The sequence below is a fragment of the Planctomycetaceae bacterium genome (assembly GCA_039680605.1).
Classification (GTDB): Bacteria; Planctomycetota; Phycisphaerae; order SM23-33; family SM23-33; genus JAJFUU01.
This window is the reverse complement of the sequence record JBDKTA010000048.1, coordinates 46,604-69,704: the sequence shown is the minus strand read 5'-3', so window position 1 is coordinate 69,704 and position 23,101 is coordinate 46,604. Positions and strand designations below refer to the sequence as shown.

Below are 23,101 nucleotides of genomic sequence, written 5' to 3'. Positions count from 1 at the left end.
CTAGCGGACGATGTAGCAGCTCACCTGGAAGGCCCGGGCGGCGCGCTTCTCCATCTTCGGAGCCTTGTCTTTTTCCGACGAGAGGGGTTTGAGCAGAATCACCGTTCGAGCGTAGCCCATGGAGACATCCTCGAACGTCTGGCAGGCGGAGAGCTGACCGATGAAGTTGGCCAGCGCCACGTCGGTCGAGGCGACGCCGGTGATGACCACGCGCAGTCGCTTGACAGTCTTCTCGACGGGGGCAGCGCCGCTGACGGGGGTCGGTCCGGCGACCCGCGCCGGCGTGGCGGGCATGCTGATTTCGGCCGGCTCCAGGCTCAGGCTCGTCAGCGTGACCGACGGGGGCAGGATGCGGTCCAGGTCGCTCATGACGTCGCTGGCGTTGATGCGGCTGCCCAGCAGTTGATTGATCCGCTGCTTGATCAGCAGTTCCCCTTCCTGCTTTTCCAGCGCCGTTCGCAGCACGAGCTGCTGTCGGACGTTGGCGACGCGGTCGCGCTGGAGAGACTGCTCGGCGGCGGCCTTCTGGATGAAGTGCTCGAACTGGAACCCCAGCGCGACAAATCCGGCCAGGGCGATGGCCAGCAGGTTCGCCTGGCAGATCAGGCGGTTGCGCCGGATTCGGCGTTGGACGACACATTCAGGCAGAAAGTCGACGTCGATCATGACCGGTCTCCTGGCTGTCATCGCGAAGGTCGATTCCCCTCATGGCCAATCCGGCGCAGATGGCCCACTCGGGCAGGGTTCCGCGCCGCTCGCCGCCGAGATCCACCCCGGACAGATCGACGCCCTGCAGCGGGCTGGCGACCTGGCACTCGACGTTGAGTTGCTCGCCCAGCAGGCGCACCAGCGACGCATCGTGCGCCTCGCCGCCGGTCAGCATCACCCGCTCGGGACGCAGGCCCCGGAACGTCACCGAGCAGTACCTCAGGCACAGGGCGACCTCGCGGGCGATGGCCTCGCCCTCGCTGCGAACGGCGTCGTAGAGCGTCCAGTTCAGCGACTCGCCCTCGCCGGCGGCGTCATCGCCCCGGCGGTGCGGGCGACCGCTGCGCATGCGCATGTCGGCCGCTTCGGCGGTCGTCAGGTTCAGTTGCCTGGCAACGGCCTCGTTGAGCTTTCGCCCGCCGATGTCGATGACCTTGATGAAGATAATGTCGCGTCCGCGAGCGACGACGACGCGCGTGCCGCTGCAGCCGATGTCGACGATGACGCTGACATTTTCCTCGTCGACCCGGCGGCGCAGGCGCTGCTCGAAAACGCGGAACATCGGCACCGGCTCGGGCTCGATGTGCAGCGGGCTCAACCCCGCCTCGGCGAGAGTCTCCAGCAGCTCGCGGACCGTCTCTTCGCGCACCGCCAGCATCAGCACTTCGGTATGCTCTTCGTTGCCGTTGCGAACGTCGCCGGCCACGAGATACCGCAACTGGTCGGGACCGATATCGAAGTTGAACCGCTGCTGCGCCTCGCGAACGACCGCGTCATGGATATCTTCGCCATGGGGGACGCGGATGTTCTTGATCGCCAGGTCGCTGCACGACAGCGAAGTGATGACCGACCGCCCCTGGAAACCGCGCCGCAACATCTCGCGGACGGCCTTGACGATGGCCTTGCGACGCAGGGCGGGGCTCTGCGTTTCCCCCTCGGCGAAGCGGTATCGCCCGCAGGCGTTGACGGCCGTGGTCGTGCCTGCGCGGCGGAACTGGATCATGTTGATGCTGTCGGCGCCGATGTCCAGGCCGATGGGCCAATGTCGTTTGATCAGGGCTCCAAACATTCCCTTCCTCCATTCCAGGTGGCACAGCCTTTCCAGGCTGTGCCCAACACAGGCTGGAAAGCCTGTGCCACCTGCAGTACTACGACCCCGCTGCCGTCACGGTGATGCGCCCGGTCGCGGCGGCCACATTGACCCGCAGGATCGAAGCCCCCGCCCGCAACGTCACGACTCCGGCATTGTTCGGCGCACCGAGTTCATCGAACGTCACCGTCGGCGCGGACGCAAACGAGGCCGAAATCAGCCTCAGGTTCGACAGCCCGTCTGTCGTGTCGAAGTCGACGACGTAGGCCGTCTTTTTAATCGGATGAATCAACGTGCCACTTGCGTTAGAGAGCGTATAGCTGTTGGCGGTAGCATTGAACGTCACCGTCACGGGCTGCTGGGTGGTGATGGCCATATTCTGGGCGTACTGAAGGTCGGCCGTGAGCATCTGGGCGCCGCTGGCGGCCTGCAGATCCCCCGTGTTAATCGCCATGGGCACGACGATGGCCGCCGCAATGGCCAGAATGATAACCACGACCAGGATCTCGACCATGGTGAAGGCTCGAGTGGCACGGGCGTCCCGCCCGTGCAGTTCCGGATCATTCACAAGCATGGGCGAGACGCCCATGCCACCCAAGAGCCTGGGCGAGACGCCCATGCCACGATAGATTGTTCCCTCCGGATGCTGCATCATTCCTCCGGTCGTGCGGGACGTTTCATGACCTGCACCTTGACCTCGCCGCTCCTGAGCACGTCGGGCAGCCTTTCGATAGCCGCGGTGGTCTTGTTCTGCGCTTCGAGCAGTTGCTTGGTCGCCTCGGCGGCAGTGGCATCGTCGGCGGCCCGGGCCGAGCGGGCGGAAGGCGTGAAGTCCGCCCAGAGACCCACGATCAGCACCGTCAACAGCACGGCGATGACGGTCAGGCACACTTGCGTGTAGCGGTCCACTCGGATTCGAACGTCTCTGCGGTTGCCAGTCATGGTCGTACTCCATTCATGGTGTTATCGGTCCCAACTGATAATCGTCACGTCGGCGGCCTGGGCATCGTATATTTGCTGAATCTGCTGCGCCGATTTGACCGTGGTGAACATGGCCACTTCGTCGATCTGCCCACGGAAATAGTCTCGCAGCGGCCAACCCTGCCAGACGGGACTGCTCGACGCCGAGGCGCCCAGGATGATCGGGTCGGCATTGCCCTGCAGACCGCCGGTGTAGCTGTTGCTCGCCACCAGCACCCCGTCGACGTACAGCTTCATGCCCCCCGACCCGAACGTGACGGCAACGCAGTGCCACTGGTTGAGCTGCACCGTGCCGCCGCTGAGACCGTGGGCGATTCGATAGCGGGTAAACTCGGCGCCAACGCGCCCCTGGTTGTCGAGGCGGATTTCGAACTGGTCGTCGTACGCCTGTTCCTTGTTGTTATTCTTGGAGAACAATGCGGCGGTCTGGGGCAGGGTGGTCGGCTTGAACCAGAGCACGAACGTGCCGTTGGCGACCTGATACAGCGACGAGTTGGGCATCTTCACATAGCTGCTGACCCCGTTAAAGCGGGCGCAGCGGTTGCTGTCGCCGGCCAAGGCGCCGGTCTCGCCGTAACCTGTATTGAAGTACGTTCCATTGGCGCCACGGACGACCTCGCCGGCCGTCGCGCCGCTGCCCTCGCCCAGCCGCCAGTACGTCAGGGGTCCCTTGGCGATCAGGTCGGTCAGATACGAACTGCTGAGCTTGATGGTCATACCGACGGCTTGGCAGACGCCGCCGCTGTTGGCCGACGCAGTGAGCGTGTATCGCCCGCTGCTTCCGCCGGAAACCGTGTACGCGTAAGTGTCGCCGGTGCTGTCGGCGGAATAGGACGTCGAGGCGTGTCCGCCGATAGCCGCGGGGGCGTCGGGGTCACGCTGCAGCAGGGCCAGGGCATGGAAAACGCCCGATTCGGCCAGGTAACGCGACCGGGCCGCGCGGCGGAGGTTCTCCGTGCCGGCCATCTCGATCCCACTGGCGCTGAGGCAGGCCATGCCCATGGTAGCCGCCACGGCCACCAGCATCAGCACCATCACCAGTGCGAAGCCGCCGCGCCGCCGCCGATATGTGCTGAAGTTCTTCATGGCGCCGCCAGGTAATACAATCCACCGTAGGAATATACCGAGGCCGTCTTGTCGCCGCGGATCTGAACGGCCGTTCGCAGCGTGGTGGTCTCGGCGCCGCTGCCCAAGGTCATCTCGATGCTCAAGAGATTGCTCGCCGGCGGTGCGGGGGAGGGGCTGACCTTGAACGACGACACGTTCGACGCCAGCAGGGTCGACTGGGCGTAATAGGACGAGGTGACGTTGGCCGTGGCGTTATTGATGCCCACGAAATAGAACAGATCGACCGTGTAGTCCATGTACGTTTGCAGCCACTGCCCCCAGCTCGCCGGGTAGACGATGCGGTACAGGCGCACCTCGCCCGAGGCGCTGTTCCACTCGATCACGCCCATCTCGGTCATGTTGATCTGCCCGTCGTTGTTGGCGTCGGACATCCACAGCGCCACGCGGCGGCTGTCGCAGGCGGTGATCAGCTTGGCCTTGCGGGTGACGTCTTCGAGCTGTCGCATGGCGACGCGCGCCTCTTGCATGCAGAGCTGCTGGTCGCGGCTGCTCTGACCGGCGTTCGACAGGGCCACGCTCATGGCCGCCACGGCGGTGGCGACCATCGCCGTGGTGGCCAACGCCAGGATCAGCTCGGCCAGGGTAAAGCCCCGCCGCGCCGCCGGACATCGCTGAGGGTAATCGAGTGCGTTCATGCTATTGGCCCATGTCGTAAACCAGCCGCGTCAGGGTAATGACGGGCACGTCCAGGTGGCGCACCTCGACGATCACCCGCGCGAACGACGCCGGATGCTGCGTCTGCTGGCCGGGTAGGTAGACGTATTCCACGGTCACACGCCGGCTCAGACCGGCCGCGGCGTCGCTGGCGCAGACCGCCCCGGCGGCGTCGGCGATGTGTCCGGCGGTTTCGGTGAAACCCTGGTAGTCGTCGACATTGTCGAACTGCATCCGGGACCCTTCGCCGCTGTCGGGTCCGCAGGCGACGGAGCCCTGAGGGTCCTTGAAAGGTTTGCTGAGAATTTCTTCCATCATTTCCTGCGCCAGGCAGGTCGCCAGGGTCCAGCGCTGCTGCGTCTGGTCGTTCTGAGCGCTGGCGGCGAAGGGCGTGGTGACGGCAAAGGCGCAGGCGGCCAGAATCGTGCTGGCCAGCAGCGCCTCCAGCAGCGTCATGCCCCTCGCTCGATGTCGTCCGCGCCGCCGCATAGTTCAGGACCCTCATGAAAGCCGGCCGGAACGCGCCCTGACGGCGGTCCCGGCCGGCCTCACGTGTGCGTTACTGCCTGTCAGGACTTACCAGGCGCCGTGCTCGGCGCTGTCGTCGGCAGCGAACATTCCGGTGGCGGTGTCAAAGTGCCAGCCGTGACTGCCGTTGCCCAGTCCCGCCGTGCCGCTCTCGACTTCAACCGTGCTGAGGTTGTTGTAGGGATTGGCGGGGAAGGTCTGCAGATAGGCGCCCAGCGTGCCGCCGGCGGCGCCGGAGGAGTCGGTCTTGGTCGTCATCTGCGTGACGAAGGTTGCAGCGGCGGGATACGAGTCCAGGTGCTGCACCTTGTACAGGGCGAGCTGGCTGCGAACGGTCTGCAGGTCGCTCTTGAGGGCCGATGCGCGGGCGTCGTTGCCGGCGTCGGTAAACTGCGGGATGACGATCGCGGCCAAAATGCCCAGGATCACGACCACGATCAGGATTTCAACCAGGGTGAATGCCGATTGCTTGCGGTTCATTACAATGACCTCCGATAATCCAGTGTTTTCTAAGGGTGGTGCCGGGCTCTACATAGCCTCGGCTCTGTCAATACGTTTTGCTCGGGTTGTCATTGTCCGGACCCACCGGCCCGGTATAGACAGCCATACCGATGGCTGTTGTTCTTGTCTGGCATGACGACCACAGGGGGACACTGCTGGAGCGGCGCTTTGCCTGCTGCCCTTACCCGACCACCTCCTTTCAGGGCATAGTCCAGCGTCGCGTGTTCCTCCGTCAGGCCGTCTTTCCCATCCGCCAACAACAACCGCTTCCTTATGCAAAACTGACCCACACAGGTCATCGGTTCGGCAGGGGAGCGGCTTGATTAAGGGCGGGGAAACTTTTTCAGTTTTAACGTGGCGCAATCACCTTCACATGGGGCGCAACGAATCACTGCCGGGAACGTACGATTGCTTTGGCGGCGGGGCAAATCCTCAGGACGAAAATTCCGCCCGATGCAGAGATGGATGGATGGATGGATGGGTGGATGGATGGATAGCCGCCATGGCACCCGGCACCTGTGGAGGGTTACGAGGCGAGCAATTCCTGGGCGCCGTTTGATAGCAGGGCCTTGAGCAGCGCATCGCCGGCGGCGGCGGCGCTCGGGGCTTCTTCGCGAAGACGGATCATCCCGCTGCCGTCGGCCCGGGCGGCCATTCCCATCGCCATCCATCGCCCCTGCCCGGGGGCAACATGAACGCCCAGGCAGCTATTGCACTGGGCGCCAAGTGCCCGCAGGACGGCGCGTTCGGCCTCCAGGGCGGCGCGGCTGGGGGCGTCGTCGATGGCGCGAACAATCTCTGCCGCCTCCGAGGCGGCCAGGCACTGCAAGGCCAGGGCCCCCTGCCCCGCCGCCGGGGTACATTCCTGGAGCGTCAGTGGATGGATGTTGGCGCGGTGGGCATTATGGGCGCCCAGGCGGATGAGCCCGGCCATGGCCAGCACGGCGGCATCGAGTTGGCGCAGGTCGAGCACCTTCCGCACGCGCGTGGGCACGTTGCCGCGCAGGGGCACGATCGTCAGGTCGGGGCGCATCGCCAGCACCTGCGCACTGCGGCGAAGGCTGCTGGTGCCCACCCGCGCCCCGGCGGGAAGCTCAGCCGCGGCACAACCGCCGGGGCTGACCAGGGCGTCGCGGGCGTCCTCGCGCGGCGGAACCGCGACGATGACCAGATCCTCATCCATCGCCGCGGGCAGATCCTTGGCCGAGTGAACCGCCAGATGTGCTCTGCCGCCGCGCAAAGCCGCTTCGAGTTCGGCCGTGAACAGCCCCTTGCCGCCGACGTCGGCCAAGGGTCCCTTTTCCCGGTCGCCGCGGGTGGTCATCACAACCAGTTCGGTGGAGAGTTCCGGATGGCACTGCCGCAGGGCCTCGCCCACGGCGGCGGCCTGGGCCAACGCCAATTCGCTGCCGCGCGTGGCGATGCGGAGGTGTTGTGGTTGTTCGCCCATAGATGCTACTTGCCCTTGGCGGTTCGCTGGGCGAGGCGGAATTTGACGCGCACGGCGGCCATCGCCTGGAGGCGTTCCTGCTCTTCTTCGTCCGTGGTGACGGGACGTTTGCGCACGGCCTCGAGTTCCTGCCAGACGACCTCGCGGTCGAGTTTGTCGGCGGGGATGCACTCTTCGGCCAACAGTGTCACCTTCTCGCGGGTGATCTGGACGAATCCGCCGGCGACGTAGAACTGGCACAGCCGCCCGTTAGGTCCGGTCAGGGTCATGGCCCCGCCGCCGATGCGTCCGATCATCGGGGCGTGACCGTGCAGGACGCCCATGAGCCCGTCGATGAGCGGGAAGACCGCGTAGACCGCCTGCACGTCGCAGATCTTGGCGTCGGGCACGAGCAGTTCGCAGTGGAACGGTTTGAGCCGCTCGGGGTGCTCGATTTTCATCTCATGTGAATCGCTCATAGGAGACTACCTCGTCGAGTCCTTTGCGGGTCTTGGGCGCACAGGCCTGGTCAGAATAGCCCATCGCCAGCATCTCGATGATCTTGGCGGTGGCAGGCACGTCCAGGATCTGGCAGCAGGCTTCCTGCGAAAAATGCCCGACCCAGCACGCGCCGAGCCCCTCTGCCGTGGCGGCCAGCACCATGTGATCGATGGCGATGGCGCAGTCGACGGGGTCTGCCGCGATGCCGCAGGACATGACGCGGTCGGGGTTGAGCCCCGCCACGGCGATGATGACCGGCGCCCGCGCCAACCAGGGCTGTTCGCTGGCCGCGGCCAGCGCCGCCCGCGTGTCCTCCTCACGCACGACGACGAATTTCCATTCCTGGCGGTTGCGTCCCGAGGGCGCCAGTCGCCCGGCATTGAGGATGCGCGTGAGCTTGTCGTCCTCGACCGGGCGGTTCTGGTACTTCCGCACGCTGCAGCGCCGCTGGATGACGTCGTAGAAGTCCATAATCCGGATGCCTCGTCGTGATTACCGATTACTGATTACTGATTACCGATTACTGATTACTGATTACTCTTGTTTCTTCAGTTTCTCCGCCTGCTCGGCGGCTTCTTCGACGGCGCCGACGTACATGAAAGCCTGTTCGGGCAGGTGGTCCCACTTTCCGTCGCAGATTTCCTTGAAGGATCGGACGGTGTCGGCCAGCGGCGTGACGTTTCCGGGCTTTCCGGTGAAGACTTCGCTGACCAGGAACGGCTGGGAGAGGAACCGCTCGATGCGTCGGGCTCGGGCGACGGTGCTCTTGTCTTCCTCGCTCAGTTCGTCTACGCCCAGGATGGCGATGAGGTCCTGCAGATCGCGATAGCGCTGGAGGATCTCCTGCACCCGCCGGGCTGTGCGGTAGTGCTCCTCGCCGACGATGTTCGCGTCGAGGATGCGCGAGGAGCTCGCCAGCGGGTCCACCGCGGGATAGATGCCCTTCTCGACGATCGACCGCTCCAGCACGATGAAGGCGTCCAGGTGCGTGACGGCCGTGGCGGCCGCCGGGTCGGTCATGTCGTCGGCGGGCACGTACACCGCCTGCACTGACGTGATAGCCCCGCGCTTGGTCGAGGTGATACGCTCCTGCAGTTCGCCCATTTCGGTGGCCAGCGTGGGCTGATACCCCACGGCAGAGGGCATGCGTCCCAGCAGGGCCGAGACTTCGCTTCCGGCCTGGCTGAATCGGAACACGTTGTCGATGAACAACAGCGTCTCGGCGCCGCTGTCGCGGAAGTATTCGGCGATCGTCAGCGCCGACAGCGCCACGCGGAGGCGAGCCCCGGGCGGTTCGTTCATCTGACCGAAGACCATGGCCGTGCGGTCGATGAGTTTCTGACCGGTGTTGCCCAGGGCCGTTTCCTGCATCTCGACCCACATGTCGTTGCCTTCGCGCGTTCGCTCGCCGACGCCGGCGAAGACGCTGTAGCCGCCGTGGCGCGTAGCGATGCGCGTGATGAGCTCCTGGATGATGACGGTCTTGCCCAGCCCGGCCCCGCCGAAGAGGCCCGTCTTGCCGCCGCGCACGAACGGGGCCAGCAGATCGATGACCTTGATGCCCGTCTCGAACAGCTCGCTCTTGGGCGTCAGCGACTCGAAATCCGGCGGCGGGGCGTGGATCGAGCGGTACTGGTCGGCCTTGACCGGGCCCTTGCCGTCGATCGGTTCGCCCAGCAGGTTGAACACGCGCCCCAGCACGGGCTTGCCGACGGGCACTTCGACGGGCTTTCCGGTGTCGCGGACGGGCATGCCCCGCACGAGCCCGTCGGTGCTGCCCAGGGCCACGCACCGCACGCGTCCGCCGCCGAGATGCTGCTGCACTTCGCCGGTCAGGTGGACCGGCGTGGCGCCGTCGCCGTGTTCGACGACCAGCGCGTTGTAGATCGCGGGCACCTGGTCCTGCTCGAACAGGGCGTCAAAAGTGGACCCGATTATCTGAACGATTCGTCCGTTGTTGCCCATCGTCAAACCTCGGCATTCTCCAGCCCCATGCGTCCGCCGATGATCTCGGCCAGTTCGGTCGTGATCTGCTGCTGGCGGGCGCGGTTGTATCGCACGGTCAGTTGGTGAAGCATCTCGTCGGCGTTCTCGACGGCGTTGCGCATCGCCCGCATGCGGGAGATCTGCTCGCTGACGGCCGCGTCGAGAAAGCACTGGTACATCTGCATGCGCAGCGTCGCCGGCAGCAGGTGTCGCACGACTTCCTCGCGCGAGGGCGTGAACTCGTAGGCGTCGTGCTTCTTGGGCGAGGCAGCGCCCTGGGGATGCTCCGTCATGGGCAGAAGCTGGATACACATCGCGCGCTGCCGCGCGGCAGAGTGATATTGCATGAAGGCCACTTCCAACCCCGCGATGCGGCCCTGGCGATACTGGTTCATGAACTGCTCGGCCAGCCGCCCGACCTGGGCGTATTCGGGAAAGTCGCCCAGGTCCGGATGCACGCGATCGATCGTGATGCCGACGGCCCGGAAATGGTTGACGCCCCGCCGCCCCACCACGTGCAGTTCGACCTGCCCTTGCTCCTGCATGCGGCGATAGCACCGCATGGCTTCGCGCAGCACCAGGTTGTTGTACGGGCCGCACAGCCCCCGGCTGGAAGCGATCACCAGCAGCGCCCGCAGCGAGACGCCCTTGTTATGGGTCAGCAGCGGGTGCTGCTCGCCCTCGAAACCGCCGCTGTCGGCGACGTCGCTGACCAGTTGCACCAGGGCGGCGGTGTGCGGCTGCGACGCCAGCGCCCGCGCGTGGGCTTTGGAATAGCGCGACGAGGCGACCATCTCCATCGCCCGCGTCACGGTGCGGATGTTCCCTACCGCGCGGCGCCGCTTCAGGATTTCGCGGGACTTGGCCACGGCGGTTATGCTTCCTTCCCGCCATCGGGACCGGCGCTGCGGTACTGCGTCTGTTTATATTCCTCGATCAGGCGGGCCAGTCGCTTCTCGGCGGTCTTGTCCAGCGTGTGCTCGCACCGGATCTGCTCGTAGAGGTCGCTGTCCTGGGCGGGGATGTACTGCAGCAGCCCGCGCTCGAAATCGGGCACTTCCTCGGGCGTCAGGCTGTCCAGGTGCCCGCGCGTCCCGGCGAAGATCGAGATCACCTGGTCCGTCGGCGGCATCGGCTGATATTGCGGCTGCGTCAGCAGGCGGATCAGGCGCTGCCCGCGGTCGAGGCTGGACTGACTGGCCGCATCCAGGTCCATCCCGAGCTGGGCGAACGTCGCCAGCTCGCGATACGCCGCCAGGTCCAGGCGCAGGCTGGCGGCCACGCGCTTCATCGCCGGCCAGGCGGCTTTGAACCCCACGCGGCTAACCGAGATGCCCACGTTGATCGCCGGGCGGATGCCCGAGAAGAACAGCGCCGGTTCGAGGTAGATCTGCCCGTCAGTGATCGAGATCAGGTTCGTCGGGATGTAGGCGGAAACTTCGCCTTCCTGGGTTTCGCAGATAGGCAAGGCCGTCATCGACCCGCCCGTGCCGGGAATCATGCGGATATCGTGCGTCTCGTTGTGCCCCGCGGCGGCGAGGTCTTCCTTGGCCTTGGTCATTCCCAGCACGCCGACGTATTGATCGGGCGCGGCCTTGCCCGCCTCGGCCAGGGCCTGCTCGTCGGCGTCTTTGGGAACAATCACATAATGCTCGGCGAGTTTGCAGGCTCGTTCGAGCAGGCGGCTGTGGAGATAGAACACATCTCCGGGGTAGGCCTCGCGTCCGGGCGGGCGTCGCAGGAGCAGGGAGATCTGGCGGTAGGCGGCGGCCTGCTTGGACAGGTCGTCGTAGACGACCAGCGTGGCGGCGCCGTGGGCGTACATGAAATACTCGGCGATGGCGCACCCGGCGTAGGGAGCGATATATTGCAGCGGCGCCGCCTCGCTGCTGGAGGCGATGACGACGACGGTATGCTCCATCGCCCCGGCCCGGCGGAGCACTTCCACCACGCCGGCGACGGTCGATTCCTTCTGCCCCACCGCCACGTAGACGCAGATGACGCCGGTGTCTTTCTGGTTGATGATCGTGTCGACGGCGATGGCCGTCTTGCCGGTCTTGCGGTCGCCGATGATCAGCTCGCGCTGACCGCGCCCGATGGGGATCATCGCGTCGACGGCCTTGATCCCCGTCGACAGCGGCTCGGTGACGCTCTGGCGCTCGGCGATGCCGGGGGCGATGACTTCCAGCGGGCGGGTCTGGCTGGTCTTGATGGGTCCTTTCCCGTCGATGGGCTCGCCCAACGGGCTGATGACGCGCCCGAGCATTTCCGGTCCGGCGGGCAGTTGGAGCAGGCGCCCCGTCGTTCGCACCGACATGCCCGAGCGGATATCTTCGCTGGAGCCGTACACCACGCCGCCGACGATGCGGTCTTCGAGGTTGAAGACCTGCCCCATGCGGCCGTTCTCGAACTCGAGCATCTCGCCGGCCATGGCGTCGGGCAGACCGACGATGCGGGCGATCCCGTCGCCCACTTCGACTACCCGCCCGATGCGCGAGACGTCCAGCGCGTCGCGCGAGGCGGCGATCTCCTGGCGAATCATCCCGGCGATTTCACTGATGTCAAACTTCATGTCGGCCTCTCACTGCCCACCCTCTTTGGTTTGCTCGCCCCCTCGCCGGTTCGAAAGCCGGGCCTTCAATTCGTCCCGCACGCGGCGCAGGCGCCCTGCCACCGACGCGTCGTAGACGCTCTGGCCCACTTTTACCACCGCCCCGCCGACGATCGAGGCGTCGACGGACGCGGTAAGCCTGAGCTCCGCGCCCAAGGCGGTTTGAAGCTGAGTGGAGACGTCCTCGACCTGCTCGTCGGTCAGTGGCACGGCCGTGATCAGCGTCACCGGAAGCTTGTGACGCCGCCACTCGACCGCCTGGGCAAGTTCCTGACCGAGGCTCCGCAGCATCGTCAGACTGCCTCGAGGCGACTCGAACCGCTGCTTGCGGCTGGCGAACATCGCGGCGATCAACTCCTGGCGCCGCTGCTCGGTGAGGTTCTGGCCGATCAGGAGTTCCTCCATGGCCGCCACTTCCTCCTGGAGGGCATCGAGCGACTGGAGTTCCTGGAGCAGGCGGTCGGCGGGGCCGTCGGCGCCGAGAATATCCAGCAGCGCATCGGCGCAGCGGCGGGTCCGGGTCTGGGCGTCGGCGGACATATCACGCGAGGCGGCGGACATCACTGTTCTCCGGCGGCAGTGCGAATGATCTTGAGCGATTCCTCAACCAGCCGCTGCTGCTGCTGAGGATCGATCTGCCGTTTGAGGGCCTCGGCGGCAATTTCGCCGGCCAATTCCGCGGTGGTCACCTGCAGTTGGGCCATGGCGTCTCGGCGGGCGGTCTCGACGTCGCGGCGGGCATTTTCAGCGACGGTGTCGGCTTCGTCGCGCGCCTGGTGGAGGATGCAGTCGCGCAGGTCTTCGGATTCCTTGCGGGCCTGGGCCACCAGGGCATGGGCCTCGCTACGGGCCTTTTCGACGCCGGCGCGGCTGGTTTCCAGGAACGCCTCGGCGTTGGTCTTGGCTTCCTCGGCCCGGCGCACGCGCTGGGCGATGAGTTCCTCGCGCGTCTGAAGTTGCTTGACGATGGGCTTCCAGGCATATTTGCCCAGAATCGCCATCAGCCCGGCGAAGATCAGCAGCGAAGCGATCGATTGCCCCAGGTCGCCGGGGGTGAACTGCGTGGGGCCACGTTCCGCCGGCGCGCCGCCGGCGCCCGCTCCGGGCGCCTGCGCCGTCGGCAAAGGCGGCCCGTCGGCGCAGCATGCACCCGCCCACAGCAGGGCCGCGACAAACGTCATCATCCTGCACGTCGAAGCCATGTCGCCGCGCCGGTTTACTTGGTCACCAGTGCGATCAGGCACACCACGATGGCAAAGAGCCCCAGGCCCTCGACCATCGCCGCCGCCACCACCATCGGAGCGAACAGCGAACTGCCCGCCTCGGGCTGGCGGGCGATGGCATCCATGCAGGAGGCCCCAATCTTTCCAATGCCCAACCCCGCGCCGACGGCAGCCAGCGCAGCACCCAGGCAGGCGCCCAGAAACGCAACGCCCTCAGCCGTATTAGGCTTGGCGTCAGCCTTTTCCGCAGTCGCCGCCGGGGCGGTCTGCGGGGCCTCTTGAGCGTATAGGGCGCTGCCCAAGACCAGACAAATACCTGATGAAATTAACAGTACACGCATCATCGACGGTCTCCTAAAAGGGGATGGACTCGAATGTTTCAATGGCCACCCCCCGCATATAATCCTAGGTAAATTGCAGAGAGAAAGGTGAAGATATACGCCTGAAGCACCGCCACCAGCACGTCCAACAGGTTGATCAGCACGCCGCCGAGAATCGGCAGCACGCTCAACGGCACCATCGCCAGGTTCTCGCGCAAGGCGTTATCGAGCGCCTGCAGACCCAGCATAACCAGGATGGCGATCATGGTGTGACCGGACAACATGTTGGCGAACAGGCGAATCATCAGGGCAAAGACCTTCACCAGCGCCCCGAGCACTTCCAGAACCATCAGTAGCGGCGCCAGCATCACGCCGGCCACTCCCGGGACTTTGGGCGTAATACTCCACGCCCACAGCAGCGGCGACATTGCCACGCACAGCCACACCGGCCATCCGCGGGCCAGATGCTGGCGATGGGCCGATTCCCACAACCCGCCGATCAGGATCGCCGCCAGCGAGACCATCGCAAGGGCGCCCGTGATCGCCGGTACGCTGGTGGTCGGACCGCCCAGAAGATGAGCATCCAGACCCGCCATCCGCAGCAGGGATGAAATGGGCACCAGGCCGATCAGGTTCAGCCCCAGGATGAACACGAACAGCGTCAGCAGCAGAGGCAGATAGCGATACGCGCGGTCTCCCAGCGCCGGGCGGGCGATCATGTCCCGGACGAACACCACGATCGCTTCAACAAAGTTGTATCCGCCATGAGGCGTTTCCGCCCTGCGCCGGACCAGCACCGGAACCACGATCGACAGCAGAACCGCCACCAGGATCATCGTCGCTATTCCGCTGGACATCAGCGTCAGCGTCAGCGGCCCCAGGGTCACTTGCCCGTGCGGCCAAGGGTGGTCGATCATATGGCTGACAATGTCGGTTTCCGCTAACATCGATGGTTATCTAACTCTTCCTCGCGTTGCCCGCCGAGGGCTGGGGCGCCTTGGCCGGCCAAAGGCGTTTCATCGTCCGATACAACCAGGTCGTCTCTCCGGCCAGAGCGACGCCATAGAACCCTCCCATCCACAGTGCCAGCGAACGCAGCGGAAGTTCCGTCCACCAGTACGCCGCTATAGCCGCCAGCAGGCACACGATCATCCGCGCCATGCCCAGCGCCAGCACCCCCATCATCGCCGTCGCCAGCGACGCCCGCAGAAGCACCGATATCACCAGCCCGCTGGCCAGCATCGCCGCCAGCACGATCGCTCCGGCAACGCCCTCGGCTTCCAGCGCCGAAGCGCCGCCGAGCAGCCAGGTCGGGTATGCGCCAACCGCCCCCACGCTCACCACCGGCGAAACCACCCAACGCAGCAGGGCCGCTACCGTGCCCCCGCCGTAGCGCCCGCCGCCGCCTGTTTCAGGTCGACTTCCTGTCATGGTCGTCCGACAGGCTCTTCACCTGCCTCAGTAACCGCCAAAGCCCGCCGGCGAAACCCACAATCGTCAACACGATCGTAGCCGTCGGAGCCCAGTTCAGTCGCCGATCCACCCATACGCCCAGCAAAGCACAACCCGCAACCGTCACGCCGAACTCCAGGCCCACCGGACCGTAGCGCCAAACCGGATGCCTGTGTTCGTTCATAAACTGACGCCTGCTAACCAATCTAGCAATCGTACGACTGGCGGACAGTGGAGTCAATCAGCAATAACAAAATGTGGTAATGGGTATGCCTTAGTCAGGGGGAAGCGGCAGAAGCACCAAATGACAAAGCAATTCGTTTCTCACTGCCGGTGATAGATTAAGCCGCAGAGGTCGCTGAGGACGCTGAGGATGAGAAAATACAAAACAACTTCTTCCCTCAGCGACCTCAGCGACCTCAGCGGCTAATTGGATCCCCTAAAAAACGCTCAGGCGTCGCTTACGGCGTCTGAGCGTGTCCGCTTGCCGCTTTATGTTGACTTGCGTTAACCATCTTCGGGGGCAGCGGAGCTTGTTCTATCCTATTATAGGATCGGCCGGCAACCGCGGCGACATGAGTCTTTCCGCCTTTATCTGATCGATCTTGCTTTTGCACCCCCGGCCTCACTAAAGTTACGCTGCAGCGGCCTCTTGCGGAGATGCTTCCTGCCGGAAAATGGTCAGCCCCCTTGGAAAAAAACTGAGATTATTTCGTGCCTGGAGTTCCAGGCACCCCGTCTGGTGCGCCTGGCAGGTCACCTACCGATGCAATTTCCGCTGCCGCTTCTGCAGCTACTGGCACGACCCGGCAGGCCTGGCCGCCGAACACCCCGTCAGCGACTACGAAACCGGAAGCGCCAAACTCGCCCGCTGGGGCTCCCTGCTGGTATCGCTGGCCGGCGGCGAACCGCTCCTGCGACACGACCTGCCCGAGATCGTCCGGGCCGTCGGGCGTTACCACTTCCCCTTTGTCACCACCAATGGATGGCTGGCCACGGCCGCCGTGGCCGATGCCCTGATGGCCGCGGGGCTCTGGGGCGTCTCGATCAGCATCGACTACGCCGACCCCGCCCGCCACGACAAGGCCCGCCACGCCCCGGGCGCCTGGGAGCAGGCCTGGCGGGCGGTCGAGATGTTCAGCAAGGCCCGGCGCCACAAGTGGCAGCGGGTCAACGTCATCGCCGTGCTCATGCAGGACAACCTCGACGACATCGCCCCGCTGATCGAGATGGCCGCGAGGCGAAACGCCTATTTCATGGTCCAGCCGTACGGGCACCTCAAGACCGGCTCGCGGTCTCACGCCCACGACGACGGACCGGTCTCGCAATACCTCGTCAACCTCCGCAAGACGTGCCCGAACTTCCTGTCCAATCCCTGGTACCTCGGCCAGTTCGACCGCTTCCTGCGCGGCGGCGTGCCCGACTGCCGGGCCGGGCGGGCGTTCTTCAACATCGACGCCACCGGCGAGGTGGCGATCTGCGTCGAACGACGGCACGATCCGGTGGGCAATCTCTATACCGATCATCCGCAAGTCATCATGGACCGCCTCCGCCGCGCGTCGGAAAATAACCCCTGCACCGAATGCTGGTACAACTGCCGCGGCGAAACCGAAAGTCTATACCGCCCCGAGGCGCTGATCGCGTCCTTGCCGACGTTGTTCTATGATCGAGGCGCGCCGGTCCAAGACAAAGACTGACCACCAATGATGTCCCCGTTTTCGACAACGACCCAACTTGCTTAATCAAAGTGTAATGTCACTATGGCGCAATAGCCAAGCCTTCGCCTCGGCAACTACAGCAGCGTCCAAAGCCGCTATCGCTTCGCTTCCATACTTGCCCTCAAAAGATACTTCATCCGGGCGTTCGGCGAGGTCGTCGTAGCCATAGTACATTCCATAGAGGACGTGGAGGTCGTGGGAATCGCCAAAGAATTCCCGCGACCGCTCATAGAGACGGCCCGGGTACTCCACCTCGTCCCTTATGGCCCGCATCCCAACACGCGGGGAAACTTCGCCGTCTGCAATCCGCTGAGCGTGATATGCCGCAATATGCCAAAGGGCAGCCTCTCTGTCAGGGATCGGCAAGCCAAGTTCCTGCAAAGCTTGCCGGAATTGGGGACCGATCTCGGACATGATGGGGGCAGGAACCATCGCGACTTCTGTCAGAGCCGGGGAATATATTCCACCCGCCAGAGCATCATTGGCGGCCTGCTTAAGGTAGTCACTCGACGCAACATCAAGCACATGCCGTGCAGCCGCAATAAGAAGCAAGCTTTCAGGTCGATAGGTCCTCATCAAGCCTTTATTGTACTCGCCTCGCGTAACACGGCAATCCTCCGGGTGCATCAATCCGTGGTCCTCGTCCTCGGTTTTTTGTTTTCTTCTCCGGCAGAGGACTGTATCATCCCCCTGCGACAGGCGATTGCGACCTATGAAAAAGATCCTCAACGCCGTTCAAGTCCAGACCGCGGTCAAACGTCTATTTGAGGCCGTCGTCGACCAATTGCCCGCCGACCGCCCCATTGCCGTTGTCGGCATCCGCACGCGCGGCGAGACGCTGGCCGCACGGATCGTCGAGTTTCTGCGCGCCCAGGGGCGCACGGTCGAGCACGGCGTGCTGGACATCACCTTCTATCGCGACGATCTGTCCCGCAGCCGCGGGGCCCCGCTGGTCAAGGCCACCGAGATCAACTTCGACCTCGACAACGCCTGGACGCTGCTGGTCGACGACGTGCTGCAGACCGGTCGGAGCATCCGCGCGGCGCTGGACGCCCTGCACGATTTCGGACGCCCCAGCGTCGTCCGCCTGGCGGTCTTGATCGACCGCGGCGGGCGCGAGTTGCCCATCGCGGCCGATTTCGTCGGAAAAACCATCAAGGCGGCCCCCCAGGACCGCGTACAGGTCCGACTGGAAGAAAACGATGGCGAAGAAGCTGTCTACATCATCAAGAAAGACTAAATCGGTCCCGGCACAGGCCGCCGCCGAACCTGCCCCCGAGGCGCTGGTCTGGCGTCGCAAAGACCTGCTGGGTCTGGACGAACTTTCGCCCGCCGAGATCACGCACATCCTGGACACGGCAGAGACCTTCAAGGAAGTCTCCACCCGCTCGATCAAGAAAGTGCCCGCCTTGCGAGGCAAGGTCGTCGCCCTGATGTTCTTCGAAGACTCCACCCGCACGCGGATGAGCTTCGAACTGGCCGCCAGCCGCCTCTCGGCGGACACGCTGCTGTTCACCTCCAAGGGCTCCAGCGTGACCAAGGGCGAGACGACGCTCGATACCGCCCGCAACGTGGCGGCCATGGGCGTGGACATTTTTGTGATCCGCCACGGTCAGTCCGGCGCGCCGCACCTGCTGGCGAGCAATCTTCAGGCGTCGGTGGTCAACGCCGGGGACGGATCGCACGAGCACCCCACGCAGGGCTTGCTGGACATCTTTACCATGCGCCAGCGCCTCGGAGGCATCGAGGGGCTCAAGGTGGCGCTGGTGGGCGATATCGCCCACTCGCGCGTGGCCCGCAGCAACATCCTGGGCCTGACCAAGCTGGGGGCGCAGGTGACGGTGGTCGGTCCGCCGACGCTGGTGCCCGCGGCGATCGCCTCGATGGGCTGCACCGTCTGCACAAGCCTCGACGAGGTGCTCGGCGAGGTGGACGTGATCAACATGCTGCGCATCCAGTTCGAGCGTTTCGGCGGCGGCTTGTTCCCGTCGCTGCGCGAGTACAGCCGCCTGTACGGCATGAACGGACAGCGGCTCAAACGCTGCAAGAAGGACGTGCTGATCATGCACCCGGGCCCGATCAACCGCGGCGTCGAGATCACCTCCGACGTCGCCGACGGACCCAATAGCTGCATTCTCCAGCAAGTGACCAACGGCCTGGCGATCCGCATGGCCGTGCTGTACCTGGTGTCGCAGGGGAATGAGTAATCGCAGGATGTTCCGGGGTCAGTGAACTGACCCGGCCGGGTCACTTCAGTGACCCCGGAACTTGAAAGACCAGACCATGAACGACATCCTCATCAGGAATGGGCGGGTGATCGATCCGGCCAACGGGCTGGACGAGGTCACCGACGTGGCGATTACGGCGGGCAAGATTGTGCGCGTGGGGCCTTGCCGCGCCGCGGCAAAGCAGATAATCGACGCCGACGGGCAGATCGTGGCCCCGGGGCTGATCGATCTGCACGTACACTGTCGCGAGCCCGGGCATGAAGAGGAAGAGACGATCGCCTCGGCGGCAGGGGCCGCGGTCGCAGGCGGGTTCACCACCGTGCTGGCGATGCCCAACACGCACCCGCCGGCTGACGACGAGCGGGCGATCAACTACGTGCTCCAGCGTGCCGGCGAGGCGGACCTGGCCCGCGTGCTCCCGGTAGGCTGCATCACCAAAGACCGCGCGGGCAAGGAACTGGCCGAGATGGGCATGATGGCCGCGGCGGGCGCGGTGGCCTTCAGCGACGACGGCGACGGCGTCGCCAGCAGCCTGGTCATGCAGCGGGCCCTGCAGTACGCCGGGAACCTCGGCATACCCCTCATGCAGCACTGCCAGGACCCGGAACTGATGGCCGGGGTGATGAACTCCGGGCCGGTGGCGGTCCGGCTGGGGCTGGGCGGCATCGCCGCCAGCGGCGAACAGATCATGCTGCGGCGCGACCTGGAGCTCGTCGCCCGCACGCAAGGCGCCTACCACGTGCAGCATATCTCCACCAGCGGCAGCGCGAACCTGCTGCGAGCAGCCAAGGCCGACGGTCTGGCCGTCAGCGGCGAGGTGACCTGCCACCACCTGCTGCTGACCGATGCCGCCTGCGCCGGATATGACTCCAAATACAAGGTCAGCCCGCCGCTGCGAACGGCCTCAGACGTTGAGGCTTTGCGCCGCGCCGTGGCCGACGGCACGATCGACTGCCTGGCGACCGATCACGCCCCGCACTCCAAGGAAGAAAAGGAACTCGAGTTCGGCTTGGCGCCCTTCGGGATCATCGCCCTGGACTGCGCGCTGGGGCTGTTCATCAAGGCCCTGGTGGAGACCGGCCTGTGCGACTGGCCCACGCTGATCGAACGCATGACCGCCGGTCCGGCGCGGGTCATCGGCCGACCGCTGGGCACCCTCGCCACGGGCGCCCTGGCCGACGTGACCATCATCGATCCTGCCGCCAACTGGACCGTCGACACCAACACCTTCGTCTCGCTCAGCCGCAACTGCCCGTATCATGGCTGGAAGCTCACCGGCCGCGCCACCACGACGATCGTCGGCGGCAAAGTGAAATACCGCCTGGTGGACAAGTAGCTTTTGCGGCTTTGCGATTGACATAAATAAAATCCGTGAGAGAATACTTTGGTGTCAATTCGCGGTTAAACGTGATGAACGGCGTTTGAGTCAGGACGATTCAGACTGAACAACAGGGAAGTCAGCTCATGACGCAACAGGCAAAAGAACGGCGACAGTTCACACGCGTTGCGATTTCGTGCCCCGTGACGATCTTCTCTCGCGCCGGCACGATGCTCGGCAGCGGGCGCAGCGTCGACCTGTCCGACGGCGGCACGTACGTAGCCGTCGCCGCCGAAGTGGCCCAGAGCCTTGACGGCGCGGTGAACCTGGCCTTCTCCGTTCCACGCAGCACGCAAAACACCTTCATGCTCGAAGAGTTCGCCTGCCACGCCAAACTGATCCGCTGCCAGGACGGCGGAAGCGACGACCGGGCCGGTGTCGCCCTGCAGTTCGCCCGCCCGCTGAACCTGGGGTTGAGAGTCTAGCCGCCGATCAGTAGTGAACGCACATCAGGTAGAGCCCGTCGGGCGGGGCGGTCGGGCCCGCGTCGCGGCGGTCGCATGACGCCAGGATCGTGTCGATCCGCTCGGGGCTCCAGTGCCCGCGGCCGATCTCGATGAGCGTCCCGACGATGTTGCGAACCATGTTGTAGAGGAACCCGTCCCCCTCCACCGTCACGACGACCTGCTCGCCGTCCTCGGCCACCTCGCAGCGCCGAACCGTGCGCACGGTCGTCTGGCGCTCTTCCGCCGACGACGCAAACCCGAGAAAGTCGTGCTTGCCCGTGAGGCGGACGCCCCCCTCGCGCATGGCCTGGACATCCAGCGGCCGCCAGTAGTGGTACACCAGCCCGCACAGTTCTACCGGCCTCACCGGGGCGACGTGGATGCGATAGCGATACGTCTTGCCCACGGCGCTGCGCGAGGCGTGGAATCCTTCCGGAACCTCGGCGGCGCTTCGCACGGCGATGTCGCGCGGAAGGCGCGAGTTCATCGCCCGCCGCAGCCCCACCACCGGCACGGCCGCGTTGGTCGTGTAGAAGTTGGCCACCTGCCCCATCGCATGAACGCCCGCGTCGGTGCGCCCCGCGCCCATCACATTGACGTGATGGCCCAGGATTCGCCCGGCGGCCTCCTCGATGCGCTGCTGGACAGTATCCATCCCCTGCGCCTGCCGCTGCCATCCATGGTAGGCCGCGCCGTTATAGGCGATCACCAACTTGATATTGCGCCGCGATTCGTCGCTCATGAACGTATTGTGGCACAAGGCTGCGCCCGAGGGAAGTGCCTGAGCCGCCGAGGTCGCCGCGGGTGCCGTGGCGCGCAGGGCCGAAGACCCGGAGAGCCACGATCCCCGAACCGGCGGACTTACTGAGCCCGTCGTGGCTGTCGGGCTAACGCCCTCCCGCCACGGCACCCAGCGCTTCGTCGCTCATAGCGGCCGTATTGTGGCACAAGACCCCGGCTCATTTGATGGAACTTCCAAGCAAGTTGTGCGTCTCATCTTTTGAACCTGAATGAAAGGAGCCTGCGATGAGGCATGCGATAACAGCTTTGCTGACGGCAACGGTACTGATGATGGGTTCGGTCGTCCTGGCGGCCGGGTCGCCCAAGGTAGATCCCAAGGGCGTGGCCGCGCCGGCCGAAAAGGAAGTCGACATCGCCATCTGCCTGGACACGTCCAACTCGATGGATGGTCTGATCGACGCGGCCAAGCAGAAGCTCTGGGCGATCGTCAACGAGTTGGCCACGGCCAAACCCAAGCCCAAACTTCGCGTGGCGCTCTACCAGTACGGCAACGACGGCCTCAGCAGCGAAAACGGCTGGGTGCAGCGTGTCTGCGACCTGACCAACGATCTCGACACGGTCTATTCCAAGCTTTTCGCCCTCAAGACCCACGGCGGCACAGAGTATGTCGCCCGCGTGACTCGGGCGGCAGCCGATGAACTCAAGTGGGCGGGCAAAGGCTCGCTCAAAATCATCGTGGTAGCCGGCAACGAACCGGCCACGCAGGACCACAAGATCCCCCTGCAGGATGCGTGCAAAGGCGCCGCGGGCAAAGGCATCATCGTCAACACGATCTTCTGCGGAGCGTTGCAGGAAGGCCGCAATACCGGCTGGGCCGACGCCGCCGCCTGGGCGGACGGGCAGTTTGCGGCTATCGACCAGAACGCCGGCACGGTGACGGTCTCGACGCCGTACGACAAGAAGATCGCCGAATTGGGCACCGCCCTCAACAGCACGTACATTCCCTACGGCAAAGCCGGGGCCGCGGGATCGGCCAATCAGGCGGCACAGGACAAAAACGCTTCGTCGGTAAACGCCCCCGCCGCCGCCCAGCGCGCCGCCGCTAAGGCCAGCGTCGTTTACACCAACTCGAACTGGGACCTGGTCGATGCCAAGAAGGACAAGCAGGTCGACTTGGCAAAAGTGTCGCCCGAAGACCTCCCCGAGAACATGCGCAAGATGACGCCCCAGCAGCGCGAGGCGTACGTGAAAGAACAAGCAGCCGCTCGCGAAAAGCTCCAGAAAGAAATCAGAGAGCTAAACACCAAACGCGACGAGCATGTCAAAGCCGAAATGGCCAAGCGGGGCCTCGACGAGTCCAAGAGCTTCGACGGCAACCTCCGCAAGGTCGTGCGAGAGCAAGCTACAGCCGCAGGTATGACGTTTGAAAAACCGGAATGATGGAATACTGGAATGATGGAATGATGAAAAACGGGAAC

Annotated in this window: 27 protein-coding genes and 1 pseudogene; 6 read left to right on the top strand and 22 right to left on the bottom strand. The window is 64.8% G+C overall.

Annotation, left to right across the window (positions count from 1 at the left end; genetic code table 11):
- From ABFD92_14675 to ABFD92_14580, 20 genes and pseudogenes are all read right to left on the bottom strand, one after another.
- Complete coding sequence (locus ABFD92_14675) at positions 1-666, bottom strand: PilN domain-containing protein (protein MEN6505781.1); 666 nt, start codon at positions 664-666, stop codon at positions 1-3.
- Positions 641-1,777, bottom strand: a complete 1,137-nt coding sequence (gene pilM / locus ABFD92_14670) for a pilus assembly protein PilM (GenBank protein MEN6505780.1) — start codon at positions 1,775-1,777, stop codon at positions 641-643. Before pilM ends, ABFD92_14675 begins: the two co-directional genes overlap by 26 nt.
- A 79-nt stretch (positions 1,778-1,856) precedes the next feature.
- Entirely contained in the window at positions 1,857-2,372 is a 516-nt protein-coding gene (locus ABFD92_14665) for a GspH/FimT family protein (GenBank protein ID MEN6505779.1), read from the bottom strand.
- Between the two features lie 77 nt (positions 2,373-2,449).
- Positions 2,450-2,740 (bottom strand): hypothetical protein, encoded by a 291-nt coding sequence (locus ABFD92_14660; GenBank protein MEN6505778.1) that lies wholly within the window; start codon positions 2,738-2,740, stop codon positions 2,450-2,452.
- Positions 2,741-2,761: 21 nt separating this feature from the next.
- A complete protein-coding gene (locus tag ABFD92_14655) occupies positions 2,762-3,865 on the bottom strand; it encodes a LamG-like jellyroll fold domain-containing protein (protein MEN6505777.1) in 1,104 nt (367 codons plus the stop codon).
- Entirely contained in the window at positions 3,862-4,542 is a 681-nt protein-coding gene (locus ABFD92_14650) for a prepilin-type N-terminal cleavage/methylation domain-containing protein (protein MEN6505776.1), read from the bottom strand. The genes ABFD92_14655 and ABFD92_14650 overlap by 4 nt, the downstream gene beginning before the upstream one ends.
- A 1-nt stretch (position 4,543) precedes the next feature.
- Positions 4,544-5,017: a hypothetical protein gene (locus tag ABFD92_14645; protein ID MEN6505775.1), complete on the bottom strand. Its 474-nt coding sequence runs from the start codon at positions 5,015-5,017 to the stop codon at positions 4,544-4,546.
- Between the two features lie 120 nt (positions 5,018-5,137).
- A complete protein-coding gene (locus ABFD92_14640; GenBank protein MEN6505774.1) occupies positions 5,138-5,569 on the bottom strand; it encodes a prepilin-type N-terminal cleavage/methylation domain-containing protein in 432 nt (143 codons plus the stop codon).
- A 547-nt stretch (positions 5,570-6,116) separates the two neighbouring features.
- Positions 6,117-7,040 carry a hydroxymethylbilane synthase gene (hemC, locus tag ABFD92_14635; GenBank protein MEN6505773.1) on the bottom strand — a complete coding sequence of 308 codons (924 nt, stop codon included), beginning with the start codon at positions 7,038-7,040 and terminating at the stop codon, positions 6,117-6,119.
- Positions 7,041-7,045: 5 nt separating this feature from the next.
- Positions 7,046-7,498, bottom strand: coding sequence for a F0F1 ATP synthase subunit epsilon (locus ABFD92_14630; protein ID MEN6505772.1), 453 nt, complete (start codon positions 7,496-7,498; stop codon positions 7,046-7,048).
- Positions 7,482-7,991: a nitroreductase family protein gene (locus ABFD92_14625; GenBank protein ID MEN6505771.1), complete on the bottom strand. Its 510-nt coding sequence runs from the start codon at positions 7,989-7,991 to the stop codon at positions 7,482-7,484. Before ABFD92_14625 ends, ABFD92_14630 begins: the two co-directional genes overlap by 17 nt.
- 63 nt (positions 7,992-8,054) lie before the next feature.
- A complete protein-coding gene (gene atpD / locus ABFD92_14620; GenBank protein ID MEN6505770.1) occupies positions 8,055-9,485 on the bottom strand; it encodes a F0F1 ATP synthase subunit beta in 1,431 nt (476 codons plus the stop codon).
- A 2-nt stretch (positions 9,486-9,487) separates the two neighbouring features.
- Entirely contained in the window at positions 9,488-10,375 is an 888-nt protein-coding gene (atpG, locus tag ABFD92_14615) for an ATP synthase F1 subunit gamma (GenBank protein MEN6505769.1), read from the bottom strand.
- A 56-nt stretch (positions 10,376-10,431) separates the two neighbouring features.
- Positions 10,432-12,078: pseudogene (atpA, locus tag ABFD92_14610) on the bottom strand (F0F1 ATP synthase subunit alpha).
- 9 nt (positions 12,079-12,087) lie between these two features.
- Positions 12,088-12,678 carry an ATP synthase F1 subunit delta gene (atpH, locus tag ABFD92_14605; GenBank protein ID MEN6505768.1) on the bottom strand — a complete coding sequence of 197 codons (591 nt, stop codon included), beginning with the start codon at positions 12,676-12,678 and terminating at the stop codon, positions 12,088-12,090.
- Entirely contained in the window at positions 12,678-13,319 is a 642-nt protein-coding gene (atpF, locus tag ABFD92_14600) for a F0F1 ATP synthase subunit B (GenBank protein MEN6505767.1), read from the bottom strand. The genes atpH and atpF overlap by 1 nt, the downstream gene beginning before the upstream one ends.
- 14 nt (positions 13,320-13,333) lie before the next feature.
- Positions 13,334-13,540: an ATP synthase F0 subunit C gene (gene atpE / locus ABFD92_14595; GenBank protein MEN6505766.1), complete on the bottom strand. Its 207-nt coding sequence runs from the start codon at positions 13,538-13,540 to the stop codon at positions 13,334-13,336.
- A 179-nt stretch (positions 13,541-13,719) separates the two neighbouring features.
- Positions 13,720-14,577: a F0F1 ATP synthase subunit A gene (locus tag ABFD92_14590; protein ID MEN6505765.1), complete on the bottom strand. Its 858-nt coding sequence runs from the start codon at positions 14,575-14,577 to the stop codon at positions 13,720-13,722.
- A 40-nt stretch (positions 14,578-14,617) separates the two neighbouring features.
- Entirely contained in the window at positions 14,618-15,091 is a 474-nt protein-coding gene (locus tag ABFD92_14585) for a hypothetical protein (protein ID MEN6505764.1), read from the bottom strand.
- Positions 15,072-15,296, bottom strand: a complete 225-nt coding sequence (locus ABFD92_14580) for an AtpZ/AtpI family protein (GenBank protein MEN6505763.1) — start codon at positions 15,294-15,296, stop codon at positions 15,072-15,074. The genes ABFD92_14585 and ABFD92_14580 overlap by 20 nt, the downstream gene beginning before the upstream one ends.
- A 493-nt stretch (positions 15,297-15,789) precedes the next feature.
- Here ABFD92_14580 and ABFD92_14575 point away from each other — a divergent pair, with 493 nt between their 5' ends.
- Positions 15,790-16,809 (top strand): radical SAM protein, encoded by a 1,020-nt coding sequence (locus ABFD92_14575; GenBank protein ID MEN6505762.1) that lies wholly within the window; start codon positions 15,790-15,792, stop codon positions 16,807-16,809.
- A gap of 45 nt (positions 16,810-16,854) precedes the next feature.
- On the opposite strand, the gene ABFD92_14570 is transcribed toward ABFD92_14575, so the two are convergent.
- Complete coding sequence (locus ABFD92_14570) at positions 16,855-17,406, bottom strand: hypothetical protein (protein ID MEN6505761.1); 552 nt, start codon at positions 17,404-17,406, stop codon at positions 16,855-16,857.
- Positions 17,407-17,542: 136 nt separating this feature from the next.
- On the opposite strand from ABFD92_14570, the gene pyrR reads away from it, so the two are divergent.
- The 4 genes from pyrR to ABFD92_14550 all read left to right on the top strand — a co-directional run bounded on the left by pyrR (position 17,543) and on the right by ABFD92_14550 (position 20,861).
- Complete coding sequence (gene pyrR / locus ABFD92_14565; GenBank protein ID MEN6505760.1) at positions 17,543-18,070, top strand: bifunctional pyr operon transcriptional regulator/uracil phosphoribosyltransferase PyrR; 528 nt, start codon at positions 17,543-17,545, stop codon at positions 18,068-18,070.
- Positions 18,033-19,037: an aspartate carbamoyltransferase catalytic subunit gene (locus ABFD92_14560; protein MEN6505759.1), complete on the top strand. Its 1,005-nt coding sequence runs from the start codon at positions 18,033-18,035 to the stop codon at positions 19,035-19,037. The genes pyrR and ABFD92_14560 overlap by 38 nt, the downstream gene beginning before the upstream one ends.
- Before the next feature lie 76 nt (positions 19,038-19,113).
- Positions 19,114-20,394, top strand: a complete 1,281-nt coding sequence (locus ABFD92_14555) for a dihydroorotase (GenBank protein MEN6505758.1) — start codon at positions 19,114-19,116, stop codon at positions 20,392-20,394.
- Between the two features lie 128 nt (positions 20,395-20,522).
- Complete coding sequence (locus ABFD92_14550; GenBank protein MEN6505757.1) at positions 20,523-20,861, top strand: PilZ domain-containing protein; 339 nt, start codon at positions 20,523-20,525, stop codon at positions 20,859-20,861.
- 7 nt (positions 20,862-20,868) lie between these two features.
- Here the strand turns inward: ABFD92_14550 and truA are convergent, their stop codons facing one another.
- Positions 20,869-21,624 carry a tRNA pseudouridine(38-40) synthase TruA gene (gene truA, locus ABFD92_14545; GenBank protein ID MEN6505756.1) on the bottom strand — a complete coding sequence of 252 codons (756 nt, stop codon included), beginning with the start codon at positions 21,622-21,624 and terminating at the stop codon, positions 20,869-20,871.
- A gap of 284 nt (positions 21,625-21,908) precedes the next feature.
- Here truA and ABFD92_14540 point away from each other — a divergent pair, with 284 nt between their 5' ends.
- Positions 21,909-23,063, top strand: coding sequence for a vWA domain-containing protein (locus ABFD92_14540; GenBank protein ID MEN6505755.1), 1,155 nt, complete (start codon positions 21,909-21,911; stop codon positions 23,061-23,063).
- Positions 23,064-23,101: the final 38 nt, after the last annotated feature.

Excerpts from the sequence above, each read along its gene's own strand:
- ABFD92_14675 (MEN6505781.1), bottom strand. The coding sequence starts at position 666 with ATGATCGACGTCGACTTTCTGCCTGAATGTGTCGTCCAACGCCGAATC.
- pilM (MEN6505780.1), bottom strand. The coding sequence starts at position 1,777 with ATGTTTGGAGCCCTGATCAAACGACATTGGCCCATCGGCCTGGACATC.
- ABFD92_14665 (MEN6505779.1), bottom strand. The coding sequence starts at position 2,372 with ATGCTTGTGAATGATCCGGAACTGCACGGGCGGGACGCCCGTGCCACT.
- ABFD92_14660 (MEN6505778.1), bottom strand. The coding sequence starts at position 2,740 with ATGACTGGCAACCGCAGAGACGTTCGAATCCGAGTGGACCGCTACACG.
- ABFD92_14655 (MEN6505777.1), bottom strand. The coding sequence starts at position 3,865 with ATGAAGAACTTCAGCACATATCGGCGGCGGCGCGGCGGCTTCGCACTG.
- ABFD92_14650 (MEN6505776.1), bottom strand. The coding sequence starts at position 4,542 with ATGAACGCACTCGATTACCCTCAGCGATGTCCGGCGGCGCGGCGGGGC.
- ABFD92_14645 (MEN6505775.1), bottom strand. The coding sequence starts at position 5,017 with ATGACGCTGCTGGAGGCGCTGCTGGCCAGCACGATTCTGGCCGCCTGC.
- ABFD92_14640 (MEN6505774.1), bottom strand. The coding sequence starts at position 5,569 with ATGAACCGCAAGCAATCGGCATTCACCCTGGTTGAAATCCTGATCGTG.
- hemC (MEN6505773.1), bottom strand. The coding sequence starts at position 7,040 with ATGGGCGAACAACCACAACACCTCCGCATCGCCACGCGCGGCAGCGAA.
- ABFD92_14630 (MEN6505772.1), bottom strand. The coding sequence starts at position 7,498 with ATGAGCGATTCACATGAGATGAAAATCGAGCACCCCGAGCGGCTCAAA.
- ABFD92_14625 (MEN6505771.1), bottom strand. The coding sequence starts at position 7,991 with ATGGACTTCTACGACGTCATCCAGCGGCGCTGCAGCGTGCGGAAGTAC.
- atpD (MEN6505770.1), bottom strand. The coding sequence starts at position 9,485 with ATGGGCAACAACGGACGAATCGTTCAGATAATCGGGTCCACTTTTGAC.
- atpH (MEN6505768.1), bottom strand. The coding sequence starts at position 12,678 with ATGTCCGCCGCCTCGCGTGATATGTCCGCCGACGCCCAGACCCGGACC.
- atpF (MEN6505767.1), bottom strand. The coding sequence starts at position 13,319 with ATGGCTTCGACGTGCAGGATGATGACGTTTGTCGCGGCCCTGCTGTGG.
- ABFD92_14590 (MEN6505765.1), bottom strand. The coding sequence starts at position 14,577 with ATGATCGACCACCCTTGGCCGCACGGGCAAGTGACCCTGGGGCCGCTG.
- ABFD92_14585 (MEN6505764.1), bottom strand. The coding sequence starts at position 15,091 with ATGACAGGAAGTCGACCTGAAACAGGCGGCGGCGGGCGCTACGGCGGG.
- ABFD92_14580 (MEN6505763.1), bottom strand. The coding sequence starts at position 15,296 with ATGAACGAACACAGGCATCCGGTTTGGCGCTACGGTCCGGTGGGCCTG.
- ABFD92_14575 (MEN6505762.1), top strand. The coding sequence starts at position 15,790 with ATGGTCAGCCCCCTTGGAAAAAAACTGAGATTATTTCGTGCCTGGAGT.
- ABFD92_14570 (MEN6505761.1), bottom strand. The coding sequence starts at position 17,406 with ATGAGGACCTATCGACCTGAAAGCTTGCTTCTTATTGCGGCTGCACGG.
- pyrR (MEN6505760.1), top strand. The coding sequence starts at position 17,543 with ATGAAAAAGATCCTCAACGCCGTTCAAGTCCAGACCGCGGTCAAACGT.
- ABFD92_14560 (MEN6505759.1), top strand. The coding sequence starts at position 18,033 with ATGGCGAAGAAGCTGTCTACATCATCAAGAAAGACTAAATCGGTCCCG.
- ABFD92_14555 (MEN6505758.1), top strand. The coding sequence starts at position 19,114 with ATGAACGACATCCTCATCAGGAATGGGCGGGTGATCGATCCGGCCAAC.
- ABFD92_14550 (MEN6505757.1), top strand. The coding sequence starts at position 20,523 with ATGACGCAACAGGCAAAAGAACGGCGACAGTTCACACGCGTTGCGATT.
- truA (MEN6505756.1), bottom strand. The coding sequence starts at position 21,624 with ATGAGCGACGAATCGCGGCGCAATATCAAGTTGGTGATCGCCTATAAC.
- ABFD92_14540 (MEN6505755.1), top strand. The coding sequence starts at position 21,909 with ATGAGGCATGCGATAACAGCTTTGCTGACGGCAACGGTACTGATGATG.